This is a genomic window from Robertmurraya sp. GLU-23, assembly GCF_052983275.1.
The window spans coordinates 1-13,488 of the sequence record NZ_JBRKCV010000023.1; the positions used below are offsets into that span (position 1 = coordinate 1).

Here is a 13,488-nt window from a genome sequence, read left to right on the forward strand (position 1 = left end):
GAATACTGGTCTAGTGGCGATAGCGAAAAGGTCACACCCGTTCCCATACCGAACACGGAAGTTAAGCTTTTCAGCGCCGATGGTAGTTGAGGGTTTCCCTCTGTGAGAGTAGGACGTCGCTAGGCAAAGAAAAAAGCACCTGAATGGGTGCTTTTTTTGTTGTGTATATTTTTTATTGTTAAGTAATCACTTTTATGACTTTAAGTACCATTTATTCCACGCAAAAACGTCATAAACTATTTTTTATGACGTGCAGTACCACTTTATCCTCGCATATAAGTCATAAACCAACTATTATAACCTACCAGCTACACAAATCCCACAGCAACGAGTCATAAACTTGCTTTTATGATCTGACCAGCCCTTTTTTCTCTGTTCCTCAGTGATCCTGTCTTAAATTTAACTAATTCTCTATTTTATAGAATTATATTTATGAATTCTTTCCTAGTTTGAGAGCACGAAATTTGGGGAAAAATTTATAAGGTGTTGTTCATTGCATGTAACTACGTTCATCATGTATAATTAATGTCAAATATAGTCAAAGTCAGAGAGGGGGGATATGGTGAGGAACATCTCCGATATCATTGAGCAGTACTTAAAGGAAGTACTCGAGATGAGTGAAAGAGAGCTCGTTGAAATTAAGCGTAGTGAAATAGCTGATAAGTTCCAGTGTGTACCATCACAAATCAACTATGTAATAAACACGCGATTTACCATTGAAAAAGGGTATGTTGTAGAAAGTAAACGAGGTGGTGGTGGATATATTCGAATTATGAAAGTTCAATCACACGATAACGCTCACCTTATTGACCAGCTGCTAACTGTGATCTCTTCTAGAGTGTCACAAAGTAGTGCGGAGCACGTGATCTTCAGACTAGTTGAGGAAGATGTGATCTCAACGAGAGAAGCAAAAATAATGCTCAGTGTCATTGATCGCTCCGTCCTGTATATTGACTTACCATATCGTGATGAACTTCGTTCGAGAATGCTAAAGGCTATGTTAACAACATTAAAATATAAGTGAAAAAATTCCACGCCTTTAGAAAAGAGTAAAGCCATTTATTGAGGTGAGTAACATGATTTGTCAGGAGTGTAATGAAAGGCCTGCTACCCTTCATTTTACAAAAATTAATAATGGTAAAAAATCTGAGTTTCACTTATGTGAGGTTTGTGCTCAAGAAAAAGGAGAGCACTTTGTAGTCACGAATACATCAGGTTTTTCCATTAACAATCTATTGGCTGGGCTATTAAACTTCGATCATAACTACCAGCTTGCTCAACAGAAAGCTTCACTTTATGATCAACAACAAGTATTGCAATGTGAAGGCTGTTCGATGACATATAAGCAATTCATTCAAGTCGGACGGTTTGGATGTGCTCATTGCTATGAAACGTTTAGGGATCAGCTTCAACCGATATTACGACGGCTCCATAGTGGTAATTCCACTCACAATGGAAAGATACCTAAGCGAATAGGTGGAAACATTCACTACAAAAAGAAAATAGAAGAACTAAAGGTTGATTTAAAGTCTGCAATCGAAAACGAAGAGTTTGAACAAGCAGCCATAGTAAGAGATGAAATTAGAGAAATTGAAAAGTTGTTACGCAGTGAAAGTGAAGGAGAGGAATAGGTACATGTCTCTTGAAAAATTTATTAATCAAGCCATAAGCTCCTGGATGAGTGCAGAAGGGCCTGATTCAGACATTGTTCTAAGTTCTCGAATTCGGCTCGCGCGGAATATAAATGAATATAAGTTCCCAACCCTTTTCTCTAATGAGGAAGCACATGAAGTTATACAGACAATGGAGAAGGCATTATTAAATCATACCATTCCTAACTTAAGTCAATTAGAGCTCCTAAGAATGGAAGAACTTCAGCCAATACAAAAACGAGTATTAATGGAAAAGCATTTAATCAGCCCTCATCTAGTTGAAAACTCTGCTCTCGGTGCCTGTCTTTTATCCGAAAATGAAGAAGTTTGCATTATGGTTAATGAAGAAGATCATATCCGAATTCAATGCTTATATCCTGGTTTCCAGGTAAGTGAGGCGTTAACACTGGCAGATCGGATCGATGATGAATTAGAAGAGCATATCAATTATGCATTTGATGAAAAGGTAGGATACTTAACGAGCTGTCCGACAAATGTAGGGACAGGGATGCGGGCTTCAGTGATGATGCATCTACCAGGTTTGACATTAACGCAACAAATGAATCGTATAATTCCTGCCATCAATCAACTTGGTCTTGTCGTTAGAGGAATGTATGGAGAGGGTAGTGAGGCGCTAGGTAACATCTTTCAAATATCCAACCAGATCACGTTAGGTAAATCTGAAGAGGATATTGTTGAGGACCTAAAGGGCGTTGTCAGCCAACTAATTGCCCAGGAAAGATCAGCTCGTGGGGCATTAGCAAAAACTTCTAACATACAATTAGAAGATAGAGTTTTTCGTTCCTTAGGTGTTCTCACACATAGTAGAATTATTGAAACAAAGGAAGCAGCCAACTGTTTATCTGATGTAAGATTAGGGATAGATATGGGTTATATTGAAAACATATCAAGAAATATTTTAAATGAATTAATGATATTAACACAACCTGGATTTCTCCAACAATACGCGGGAGGACCACTAAGACCCAACGAGCGTGATATTCGTCGCGCCTCTTTAATAAGGGAAAGAATAAAAATGGAAAATTAACCTTAGTTAGGAGGATGTTCACATGATGTTTGGACGTTTTACAGAGAGAGCTCAAAAGGTACTTGCACTAGCCCAGGAAGAAGCTATTCGTTTAGGTCATAACAATATTGGAACAGAGCATATTTTACTTGGGTTAGTAAGAGAGGGCGAAGGTATCGCTGCAAAAGCATTATATGCTTTAGGATTAGGTTCAGAGAAAATACAAAAAGAAGTAGAAAATCTGATTGGTCGTGGGCAAGATGCTTCACAGACGATTCACTATACGCCAAGAGCAAAAAAGGTAATTGAACTTTCTATGGATGAAGCAAGAAAACTTGGTCATTCATATGTAGGAACAGAGCATATTTTGCTAGGTCTTATTCGTGAAGGTGAAGGAGTAGCAGCAAGGGTATTAAACAACTTAGGGGTCAGCTTAAATAAAGCAAGACAGCAGGTGCTTCAACTGTTAGGTAGTAGTGAGTCAAGCAATCATCAAGGTGGAACAGCAGCAAGCGCTAATACGCCTACCTTAGATAGCTTAGCACGAGACTTAACATCTATTGCCAGAGAAGGTAGTCTTGACCCGGTTATTGGAAGAGCTAAGGAAATTCAGCGTGTGATCGAGGTATTAAGCCGACGAACGAAAAATAATCCAGTGTTAATTGGGGAGCCTGGAGTTGGGAAAACAGCGATTGCTGAAGGTTTAGCCCAACAAATTGTAAACAATGAGGTTCCTGAAACATTAAGAGATAAGCGTGTTATGACGCTTGATATGGGTACAGTTGTAGCAGGTACAAAGTATCGAGGTGAATTTGAAGACCGCTTAAAGAAAGTAATGGATGAAATCCGACAAGCAGGAAATATCATCTTATTCATCGATGAACTCCATACACTTATCGGTGCGGGTGGAGCAGAAGGTGCGATTGATGCTTCAAATATCTTAAAGCCTTCCCTAGCTCGTGGGGAACTTCAATGTATTGGGGCAACGACCCTTGATGAATACCGTAAATATATTGAAAAGGATGCAGCTCTAGAAAGACGTTTCCAGCCAATCATGGTAGATGAGCCGACAGCGGATGAATCTGTTCAAATCTTAAAAGGATTGAGAGATCGTTACGAAGCACATCATAGAGTATCCATTACGGATGAAGCAATTGAGGCAGCTGTCAAATTGTCCGACCGTTATATTTCGGATCGTTTTCTTCCTGATAAGGCCATTGATTTAATTGATGAAGCAGGATCAAAGGTAAGACTTCGCTCTTACACAACACCTCCAAACTTAAAGGAGCTTGAAGCAAAGCTTGAAGAGGTTCGTAAGGAAAAGGATGCTGCTGTTCAAAGCCAAGAATTTGAAAAGGCTGCATCATTACGAGATTCAGAGCAAAGACTTCGTGAACAACTAGAAGAGACAAAGAAAACATGGAAAGAGAAGCAAGGACAAGAGAACTCAGAGGTTACTGTCGATGATATTGCTACAGTTGTAGCTAGTTGGACTGGAATTCCTGTATCACGCCTGGCACAAACAGAAACAGATAAGCTATTAAAGCTTGAAGAAATTCTTCATTCTCGTTTAATCGGTCAAGAGGAAGCTGTAAAGGCAATATCAAAAGCTGTACGTCGTGCTCGTGCTGGTTTGAAAGATCCAAAGCGCCCTATCGGATCGTTTATTTTCCTTGGTCCTACAGGTGTTGGTAAAACGGAGCTTGCACGTGCATTAGCAGAGGCCATGTTTGGTGACGAGGAAGCAATGATTCGCGTTGATATGTCGGAGTATATGGAAAAACATTCAACTTCCAGACTAGTAGGTTCTCCTCCAGGTTATGTAGGATATGATGAAGGTGGACAATTGACAGAAAAGGTTAGAAGAAAACCATACTCTGTTATTTTATTAGATGAAATTGAAAAGGCGCATCCAGATGTATTTAATATTTTGCTTCAAGTCCTAGAAGATGGTCGTCTAACAGACTCAAAAGGAAGAAGTGTTGATTTCCGTAATACAGTTGTTATCATGACTTCTAACGTTGGAGCAGAAGCGTTAAAGCGTAATAAGTATGTTGGCTTTAACATTCAAGATGGAGAACAGGACTTTAAAGATATGAAGGGCAAGGTAATGGAGGAGCTGAAAAAGGCATTCCGTCCCGAGTTCCTCAACCGTATCGATGAGATCATTGTTTTCCATTCATTAGAGAAAAAGCACTTAAAACAGATTGTTACATTAATGTCTGATCAGCTAATTAAACGATTAGATGAACAAGATATTACGTTAGAGCTAACAGATGCTGCAAAAGACAAAATTTCTGAGGAAGGGTATGACCCTGAATACGGTGCACGACCTTTAAGAAGAGCAATTCAAAAGCATATTGAGGACCGTTTATCAGAAGAGTTATTAAGAGGAACGGTTCTAACAGGACAAAAGGTTGTCATTGATTATGTGGATGGAGATTTTGCTGTAAGAGCAGGAGAACCGATTCATAAATAATCGTAAAAAAAGGGAGCACACGTAAGAGATTACGTGTGCCTTCTATTTTCTATTGGGAAATACTTATCACTGCAATGAATTTATAAGATGTCTTATAATGAGAGAGTACGGCATGGAAGAAGGGGGATATAATTTTGGCAAAAGTAAAAACAAAATTCATGTGTAATGATTGCGGCTATGAATCTCCCAAATGGATGGGGAAATGCCCTGGGTGCGGACAATGGAATACGATGGTGGAAGAAATAGAAAAAAAGGTATCTAATCATCGTGCGACCTTTGCTCATTCAGTAGGTTCAACAACCATGTCAAAGGCAACACCAATTACCTCAATTGAAACGATGACAGAGCCCCGTATACAAACGGATTTGGTCGAGTTAAATCGTGTGTTAGGTGGAGGAATCGTAAAGGGTTCCCTAGTATTAATAGGTGGTGATCCCGGAATTGGAAAATCCACTTTGCTATTACAGGTTTCCTCTCAACTGGCAAAAAAACAACATTCCGTTCTTTATATTTCAGGGGAAGAGTCAATGAGACAGACGAAGCTAAGAGCAGATCGACTAGGAGTAACATCAGAAAACTTACTTGTCTACTCTGAAACAGATCTAGAAGAGATCAGTCGAACGATTGAAAAGGAAAACCCAAGTTTCGTCATTGTTGATTCGATCCAAACCATCTTCCATCCTCAGGTAACCTCTGCCCCAGGAAGTGTCTCTCAAGTAAGAGAATGTACAGCTGAGCTTATGAGAATAGGTAAGACAAAGGGTATTGCGATATTCATCGTAGGTCATGTGACAAAAGAAGGCTCGATTGCAGGTCCTAGACTTCTCGAACATATGGTCGATACGGTTCTCTATTTTGAAGGGGAGCGCCACCATACGTATCGGATTGTCCGAGCGGTAAAAAACCGTTTTGGTTCCACCAATGAAATGGGAATTTTTGAAATGAAGGAATTTGGATTAGAAGAGGTTCAAAATCCATCTGAAATATTCCTTGAGGAGCGATCTCAAGGTGCAGCAGGATCGACAGTAGTTGCTTCAATGGAAGGTACTCGACCGGTTTTAGTAGAGATACAAGCACTTATTTCACCGACAAGTTTTGGAAATCCTAGGAGGATGGCTACAGGCATTGATCATAACAGAGTGTCACTACTCATGGCTGTGTTAGAGAAAAGAGTTGGGTTGCTGCTTCAAAACCAGGATGCTTACTTAAAGGTTGCTGGTGGAGTGAAGCTGGATGAACCAGCTATTGATTTAGCTGTAGCTATTAGTATTGCTTCAAGTTTCCGCGATAAGCCAACTAGAGCAACGGATTGTATTATAGGGGAAGTAGGTTTGACAGGGGAGATAAGAAGGGTATCAAGAATAGAACAGCGTGTACAAGAAGCTGCCAAGCTAGGGTTTGAACGAGTCATTATTCCTGCCAGTAACATAGGTGGTTGGTCAGCCCCAAAAGGGATTCAGTTAATAGGAGTTTCTACTGTAGCGGATGCACTAAAAGCGACATTTGAATAAGTGAAAGATAAAGGGTAAAAAATTGACACCAATATTTGCTAGGTGCTACCCTTAGTAATAATAAACATGTGAAATCACCCGCAATTATACTAATATAACAAAGAGATTACAGGATAATAACAAACAATAATTTTCTATGTAATATTACGTTTCAATTTATGGAAATTGTTTATAATGTATAAAAGGAGGTGAAGGAATGTTAAAGCGAATTGTTCAAGCCTGTTTCTTAATTACAGGTGGTACTTTAGGGATCTTTTTAATCTCTGATTTATTAACACTTATATCATTAGACGACATTCCTCTGATAAATAATCATTATGTTACCGCTATTTTAGGTGCCATTATTTTTTATCTTATTACTTTTTGGGCGGTCGATTATGTCGTCAATTTCGTGAAATGGGTAGAAGAATCTCTTGTTAAAGTACCTATAACAGATATTATCTTTGGTAGCGTAGGATTAGTATTTGGATTAATTATTGCCTTTTTAGTTGGTTATGCATTAACGGGTATTGAAGTACCTATATTAAATACAGTAGCTCCCGTACTATTGACACTTCTATTTGGTTATTTAGGTTTCCAGGTGGGTTTTAAAAAGAGAGACGAGTTATTATCCCTTTTTACGAAATCAAAAAAGAAGTCTGGTGAGGAAGAGTTAGAGGCTGAGAATACAAATGCCAAAAATGAATTAAAAATATTAGATACGAGTGTTATTATTGATGGACGTATTGCTGATATCTGTCAAACAGGATTTTTAGATGGAACCATTGTCATTCCACAATTTGTCCTTGAAGAATTGCAGCATATTGCGGATTCCTCTGATGTATTAAAGCGAAACCGTGGTAGAAGAGGTCTTGATATTTTAAATCGAATTCAAAAAGAACTAGCTATGAATGTTGAGATATATGAAGGCGACTTTGAGGATGTACAAGAAGTAGACTCAAAACTTGTTAAGCTTGCAAAGTTAACTAGTGGAGTAGTCGTAACCAATGACTTTAATCTTAATAAAGTATGTGAACTTCAGAAGGTTGCTGTATTAAACATTAATGACTTGGCAAATGCCGTTAAGCCAGTTGTATTGCCTGGGGAAGAAATGAATGTCCAAGTTATAAAAGATGGCAAGGAGCATAACCAAGGCATTGCTTATCTCGATGATGGCACGATGATTGTTGTTGAAGATGGAAGAGACTATATTGGAAAGCAGCTTGATGTATTGGTAACAAGTGTACTGCAAACATCAGCTGGTCGAATGATTTTTGCTAAACCGAAATTATTAGAAAAAGCATTATAGAAATAGTTAGGGGATATCTTATGTCTTACCAAGTGATTATCCCTGCAGCAGGACAAGGGAAAAGAATGCGGGCAGGCAAAAATAAGGTGTTGCTTCAGCTAAAGGATATTCCTATATTAATTCATACACTCAAGGTATTTGAATTGGATGAGGCATGTGAAGGAATTATTTTAGCTATTTCAGCCGGAGATGAAGATCATTTTTCCAGCCTTTTAAAAAAGTATCGTATCAAAAAGGTTACTTCTCTTGTTGCTGGTGGGAATGAAAGACAGCACAGTGTGTATAATGGGTTACAAGCCGCAAAGAAAGAGGGAATTGTACTCGTTCATGATGCAGCTAGGCCATTTATTGAAAAAAGAGTAATCCATGAATTAGTATCGGTAGCAGAAAAGGATGGAGCGGCTGTCGTAGCAGTCCCTGTTAAGGATACGATTAAGAAGGTAAATAATTTTGAAGTAGTTGAGACGATTGAGCGTTCAAGCTTGTGGGCTATTCAAACCCCACAAGCTTTTCGCGTGTCGTTGCTAGAAGAGGCTCATAACCTAGCGTTGGCACAGAATTTTTTAGGGACAGATGAGGCAAGTTTAGTAGAACGACTACATGTCCCTGTTAAAATTGTTGAGGGTGACTACGATAATATTAAACTGACGACACCAGAAGATTTGTATTTTGCAGAGGCAATTATTAAGCAACGTGACTACCAAAAGAGGGGACTTTAATAACGATGTTTAGAATTGGACAAGGATTTGACGTTCATCAGCTCACAGAAGGTAGACCATTAATTTTAGGAGGAATAACGATTCCTTATGAAAAAGGATTGTTAGGGCATTCAGATGCAGATGTCCTTCTTCACACGGTAACAGATGCGGTTTTAGGAGCGATAGGTGAAGGAGATATTGGGAGACACTTTCCTGATACGGATCCAGAGTTTAAGGATGCCGATTCAGCAAAGCTTCTTGAACATGTATGGTCATTAGTTGAGAATCGAGGATATGAGCTAGTGAATGCGGATTGCACCATTATTGCACAAAGACCGAAGATGGCGCCATATATTGAGCAAATGAAGAACCGGATCGCTGAATTACTGAAAGCAACACCAGATCAAGTGAATGTTAAAGCAACAACAACAGAAAAGCTTGGGTTTACCGGAAGAGGAGAAGGAATTGCTTCTCAAGCAGTTGTGCTCTTAAAAAAGAAAGAGCTCTAGGAATTGCCTTTTCACAATGGTAAAATAAATGTCAAAAATAGATTGAACTCTTTAGGAGGAAAAATAGAATGTCTAACACTGTACGTGTTCGTTATGCACCAAGTCCAACGGGGCATTTACATATTGGAAACGCTCGTACTGCGCTATTTAACTACTTGTTTGCGCGTCATCAAGGTGGAAAGTTTATTATCCGAATTGAAGACACCGATAAGAAGCGTAATATTGCTGGCGGGGAAGAAAGTCAACTCAAATATTTAAAATGGTTAGGAATAGATTGGGATGAGAGCGTTGATGTTGGTGGATCGTACGGTCCATACAGACAATCAGAACGTAATGACTTATATGAAGTGTACTATAAGCAACTTCTTGAAGAGGGCAAAGCGTATAAATGCTATTGTACGGAGGAAGAACTAGAAGCAGAACGTAATGAGCAAGCGGAGAAGGGTGAGATGGGTGGCTATTCAGGGAAATGCCGTCATCTAACGAATGAGCAGCGCGAAGCTCTAGAAAAAGAAGGAAGACAACCAAGTGTTCGCTTTTTGGTTCCTAGCGAGAAGGTTTTCAGCTTTAACGATATGGTTAAAGGCGATGTTTCGTTTGAAGCAGATGGAATCGGTGGAGATTTTGTCATTGTAAAAAAAGATGGAACACCTACGTATAATTTTGCTGTTGCTGTTGATGATCACTTGATGGAAATTACACATGTATTACGTGGAGATGACCATATTTCTAATACTCCGAAGCAAATGATGATTTACGAAGCATTAGGTTGGGAAACACCGGTATTTGGACATATGACATTGATTGTGAACGAAAGCCGAAAGAAGCTAAGTAAACGAGATGAGTCCATTATCCAGTTCATTGAACAGTATGAGGAATTAGGCTATCTTCCTGAAGCATTATTTAATTTTATTACCCTACTTGGCTGGTCGCCATCTGGAGAAGAAGAGATTTTCTCGAAGGAAGAACTGATTTCCATTTTTGAAGCGAACAGACTTTCGAAATCACCAGCTCTATTTGATAAGCAAAAACTTACATGGATGAATAACCAGTACATGAAGAAACAAGAGGTTGACGTCGTGTATCAACTTGCTCTGCCGCATCTTCAAAAGGCGGATCTTGTTAGTGAGGCAATGACTCCAGAGGAAGTGGAATGGACGAAAAACCTCGTAGCGCTTTATCAAGATCAGTTGAGCTATGGAGCTGAAATTGTCGAGCTATCAGAGTTATTCTTCAAGGAGGAACTAGAACTAGAAGAAGAAGCAAAGGCGGTTCTTCAAGAGGAAGGCGTGAAGGAAGTATTATCTGCTTTTGCGAGTGAGATTGAAAAGCTTCCAAGCCTCCAACCAGAGGATGTTCAAGCGAGTTTGAAGAGCGTTCAAAAAGCAACAGGACAAAAGGGTAAGAAGCTCTTTATGCCGGTTCGTGTGGCTGCTACTGGTCAAACACACGGTCCAGATCTACCTAAAGCCATTGCATTAATTGGTAAAGAAAAAATATTACAACGAATTGTGAGCATTACTAGTTAACAGATTGGAAAAAATGTAATATAGTAAAGATAATTATATAATTTAGAAAATGTTGAAGAGGAAAAGTAAAAAAGCAATGCTTTCAAGAGAGAACCATCATCGGCTGAAAGTGGTTTAAGCCCCTTGTTTTTTGAAGTGCCCCTCTGAGTCCTGATTCGAAACAGGGTTATTCCCTTAGTAGAATGAGGCGGATTTCTTCCGTTACAAGAGTTGAGTTGAAGTAATCTTGGTTACTTAAACAGAGTGGAACCGCGCATATAAGCGTCTCTGTCATTTTGACAGGGGCGTTTTTTATTTTTACGAAATAAACAGCATTTACGTTTAGGGGGAACGATAATGTTTAAAATGCTAAGGGAAGATGTTGAAGTAGTTTTTGAACAAGATCCAGCGGCAAGGACGTATTTTGAGGTTATCTTAACATATTCAGGTTTGCATTCCATCTGGGCTCATCGAGTGGCACATGCTCTATATAAGAGAAAATTTTATTTTATGGCAAGGGTTATATCGCAGGTAAGTCGCTTCTTCACAGGGATAGAAATTCATCCAGGTGCAACTATCGGAAGACGGTTTTTTATCGATCATGGCATGGGGGTTGTCATTGGTGAAACATGTGAAATTGGTGACAATGTGACTGTGTTTCAGGGAGTTACACTAGGAGGAACGGGAAAAGAGAAAGGAAAGCGACATCCAACTATAAAGGACAATGCTCTTATTGCAACGGGTGCAAAAGTATTAGGATCGATTACGGTTGGTGAAAATTCTAAGATAGGAGCAGGTTCTGTCGTACTAAAGGATGTCCCTCCAAATTCGACAGTAGTTGGGATTCCTGGGAAAGTGGTAATAAGGGATGGAAAGAAAGTAGAGAAAGATTTAAATCACTGTGATCTACCAGATCCAACTGGTGATCGTTTTAAAGCATTAGAATCTGAAATTCACAATTTAAGAAGACAACTAGAACAGGTAGAGAAGGAAAGGAGCTACGAGCGTGAGCATTCAAATATATAATACATTGACTCGTTCAAAAGAGCCGTTCATCCCTCTTGAAGAGGGTAAAGTAAAAATGTACGTTTGCGGTCCTACAGTTTATAACTATATCCATATAGGAAATGCAAGACCACCCATTGTGTTTGATACAGTAAGAAGATATTTAGAGTACAGAGGCTATGAGGTTCAATATATCTCGAATTTCACTGATGTGGATGATAAGCTTATTCGGGTAGCAAATGAGCTTGGAGAAGATGTCCCAACGATTGCTGATCGTTTTATTAAAGCATACTTTGAAGATGTAACAGCACTCGGATGCAGAAAAGCAGATGTTCATCCCCGAGTAACAGAAAGTATGGATATTATCTTAGACTTTATTTCTACATTGATTGAAAAGGGATATGCCTATGAGTCCGAGGGCGATGTATACTATCACACACGTAAATTCAAGGAATATGGGAAATTGTCTCACCAATCGATTGATGAACTGAGACTAGGTACAAGAATTGCCATCGGTGAGAAGAAACAAGATTCTTTAGACTTTGTGCTTTGGAAGGCAGCCAAGCCGGGTGAAATTTTCTGGGAAAGCCCATGGGGCAAAGGAAGACCAGGTTGGCATATTGAGTGCTCTGCTATGGCGAAGAAGTATTTAGGTGATACGATTGACATTCATGCAGGAGGTCAAGATCTGGCTTTCCCTCATCATGAGAATGAAATAGCGCAATCAGAAGCGTTAACAGATAAAACATTTGCGCGCTATTGGATGCATAACGGGTACATTAATATTGATAATGAAAAAATGTCAAAATCACTAGGAAACTTTGTACTCGTTCACGATATTATCAAAAAACATGATCCGCAAGTACTACGTTTCTTCATGTTAGCGGTACATTATCGCAATCCCATCAACTATACAGATGAGCTATTAGAAAATACAAAGGCAGGACTTGATCGATTAAAAACCTCTTACCAAAACCTTAAACATCGACGTGAGGCTAGCGCCAATTTAACGGAAAATGATCAAGAATGGTTAACAAAGGTTACTACCTTACATGATGAGTTTGTTCGTGATATGGATGATGATTTTAATACGGCGAATGGAATTTCTAAGTTATTCGACCTTTCTAAGATGGCTAATATGTATCTTATTGAAAAGAACACATCTATCACTGTTATTGATGCATTTATGAGTGAGTTTGAAGTGTTATTTGGAATCTTAGGGTTAACTCTTGAAGCAGATCAACTGCTTGACGAAGAAATTGAAGCGTTAATCGAACAACGTATTCAGGCTAGGAAAGATCGGAATTTCCAGTTATCTGACCAAATTCGTGATCAGTTAAAAGATATGAACATTATTTTAGAAGATACGCCTCAAGGCACAAGATGGAAAAGAGGCTAAAAATATGCTCCGCTTTGAAAATACGATAGATGTGAAACAACTGAATAGCCTTGCCTTAGCTTATATTGGTGATTCTATCTTTGAGGTATATGTTCGAAGATACCTTCTTCAATCAGGGAAAGTACGTCCGAATCAGCTTCATAAGGAGTCGACCAAATATGTTTCAGCAAAAGCTCAGTGTCAATTCATCCATCACTTTTTGGATTCGAAGCTCTTAAGTGAGGAAGAAGAGGCAGTCGTTAGAAGGGGCCGAAATGCAAAATCTGGAACAGTGCCAAAGAACACAGATGTACAGACATATCGATATGGTACAGCATTTGAAGCATTGATCGGATATCTATATTTGCTAAACAGAGAGGAGCGACTTGATGAATTGATCGAAGTTGCCCTCTCTCAAGTTGGAGAATGAAAG

At 39.0% G+C, this 13,488-nt stretch carries 12 protein-coding genes, 1 rRNA gene and 1 other annotated feature; all 13 genes read left to right on the forward strand.

The window, feature by feature from the left end; genetic code table 11:
* Positions 1–9: 9 nt before the first annotated feature.
* The 13 genes from rrf (at position 10) to ACVBAX_RS23130 (ending at position 13,485) form a co-directional block, all read left to right on the forward strand.
* Positions 10–125 (forward strand): 5S ribosomal RNA (rrf, locus tag ACVBAX_RS23070).
* A gap of 437 nt (positions 126–562) precedes the next feature.
* Positions 563–1,024 carry a CtsR family transcriptional regulator gene (locus ACVBAX_RS23075; protein WP_119706241.1) on the forward strand — a complete coding sequence of 154 codons (462 nt, stop codon included), beginning with the start codon at positions 563–565 and terminating at the stop codon, positions 1,022–1,024.
* A gap of 52 nt (positions 1,025–1,076) precedes the next feature.
* Positions 1,077–1,631, forward strand: coding sequence for a UvrB/UvrC motif-containing protein (locus tag ACVBAX_RS23080; protein ID WP_447119158.1), 555 nt, complete (start codon positions 1,077–1,079; stop codon positions 1,629–1,631).
* Positions 1,632–1,635: 4 nt separating this feature from the next.
* Positions 1,636–2,700, forward strand: coding sequence for a protein arginine kinase (locus ACVBAX_RS23085; RefSeq protein ID WP_430776936.1), 1,065 nt, complete (start codon positions 1,636–1,638; stop codon positions 2,698–2,700).
* A 22-nt stretch (positions 2,701–2,722) separates the two neighbouring features.
* A complete protein-coding gene (clpC, locus tag ACVBAX_RS23090) occupies positions 2,723–5,158 on the forward strand; it encodes an ATP-dependent protease ATP-binding subunit ClpC (RefSeq protein ID WP_447119161.1) in 2,436 nt (811 codons plus the stop codon).
* A gap of 134 nt (positions 5,159–5,292) precedes the next feature.
* Positions 5,293–6,669: a DNA repair protein RadA gene (radA, locus tag ACVBAX_RS23095; protein WP_447119163.1), complete on the forward strand. Its 1,377-nt coding sequence runs from the start codon at positions 5,293–5,295 to the stop codon at positions 6,667–6,669.
* 196 nt (positions 6,670–6,865) lie between these two features.
* Positions 6,866–7,957 carry a PIN domain-containing protein gene (locus tag ACVBAX_RS23100; protein ID WP_447119165.1) on the forward strand — a complete coding sequence of 364 codons (1,092 nt, stop codon included), beginning with the start codon at positions 6,866–6,868 and terminating at the stop codon, positions 7,955–7,957.
* 20 nt (positions 7,958–7,977) lie between these two features.
* Positions 7,978–8,676, forward strand: coding sequence for a 2-C-methyl-D-erythritol 4-phosphate cytidylyltransferase (gene ispD / locus ACVBAX_RS23105; RefSeq protein WP_430776940.1), 699 nt, complete (start codon positions 7,978–7,980; stop codon positions 8,674–8,676).
* 5 nt (positions 8,677–8,681) lie between these two features.
* Positions 8,682–9,164 (forward strand): 2-C-methyl-D-erythritol 2,4-cyclodiphosphate synthase, encoded by a 483-nt coding sequence (gene ispF, locus ACVBAX_RS23110; RefSeq protein ID WP_447119167.1) that lies wholly within the window; start codon positions 8,682–8,684, stop codon positions 9,162–9,164.
* A 68-nt stretch (positions 9,165–9,232) separates the two neighbouring features.
* Positions 9,233–10,693 (forward strand): glutamate--tRNA ligase, encoded by a 1,461-nt coding sequence (gene gltX / locus ACVBAX_RS23115; protein ID WP_447119169.1) that lies wholly within the window; start codon positions 9,233–9,235, stop codon positions 10,691–10,693.
* Positions 10,694–10,736: 43 nt separating this feature from the next.
* Positions 10,737–10,965, forward strand: a binding site (T-box leader).
* Between the two features lie 64 nt (positions 10,966–11,029).
* The gene (gene cysE, locus ACVBAX_RS23120; RefSeq protein WP_447119171.1) at positions 11,030–11,698 is read left to right on the forward strand and encodes a serine O-acetyltransferase; all 669 of its coding nucleotides are present in this window, start codon (positions 11,030–11,032) and stop codon (positions 11,696–11,698) included.
* On the forward strand, positions 11,679–13,076 hold the full coding sequence (cysS, locus tag ACVBAX_RS23125) for a cysteine--tRNA ligase (protein WP_447119173.1): 1,398 nt from the start codon (positions 11,679–11,681) through the stop codon (positions 13,074–13,076). The genes cysE and cysS overlap by 20 nt, the downstream gene beginning before the upstream one ends.
* A gap of 4 nt (positions 13,077–13,080) precedes the next feature.
* Positions 13,081–13,485 (forward strand): Mini-ribonuclease 3, encoded by a 405-nt coding sequence (locus ACVBAX_RS23130; protein WP_430776944.1) that lies wholly within the window; start codon positions 13,081–13,083, stop codon positions 13,483–13,485.
* Positions 13,486–13,488 lie beyond the last annotated feature (3 nt).

What these genes read in the sequence shown, in the direction of transcription:
- clpC (WP_447119161.1), top strand. Translation starts at nt 2,723, where the DNA reads ATGATGTTTGGACGTTTTACAGAGAGAGCTCAAAAGGTACTTGCACTA.
- ACVBAX_RS23100 (WP_447119165.1), top strand. Translation starts at nt 6,866, where the DNA reads ATGTTAAAGCGAATTGTTCAAGCCTGTTTCTTAATTACAGGTGGTACT.
- ACVBAX_RS23080 (WP_447119158.1), top strand. Translation starts at nt 1,077, where the DNA reads ATGATTTGTCAGGAGTGTAATGAAAGGCCTGCTACCCTTCATTTTACA.
- gltX (WP_447119169.1), top strand. Translation starts at nt 9,233, where the DNA reads ATGTCTAACACTGTACGTGTTCGTTATGCACCAAGTCCAACGGGGCAT.
- ACVBAX_RS23130 (WP_430776944.1), top strand. Translation starts at nt 13,081, where the DNA reads ATGCTCCGCTTTGAAAATACGATAGATGTGAAACAACTGAATAGCCTT.
- ispD (WP_430776940.1), top strand. Translation starts at nt 7,978, where the DNA reads ATGTCTTACCAAGTGATTATCCCTGCAGCAGGACAAGGGAAAAGAATG.
- ispF (WP_447119167.1), top strand. Translation starts at nt 8,682, where the DNA reads ATGTTTAGAATTGGACAAGGATTTGACGTTCATCAGCTCACAGAAGGT.
- cysE (WP_447119171.1), top strand. Translation starts at nt 11,030, where the DNA reads ATGTTTAAAATGCTAAGGGAAGATGTTGAAGTAGTTTTTGAACAAGAT.
- ACVBAX_RS23085 (WP_430776936.1), top strand. Translation starts at nt 1,636, where the DNA reads ATGTCTCTTGAAAAATTTATTAATCAAGCCATAAGCTCCTGGATGAGT.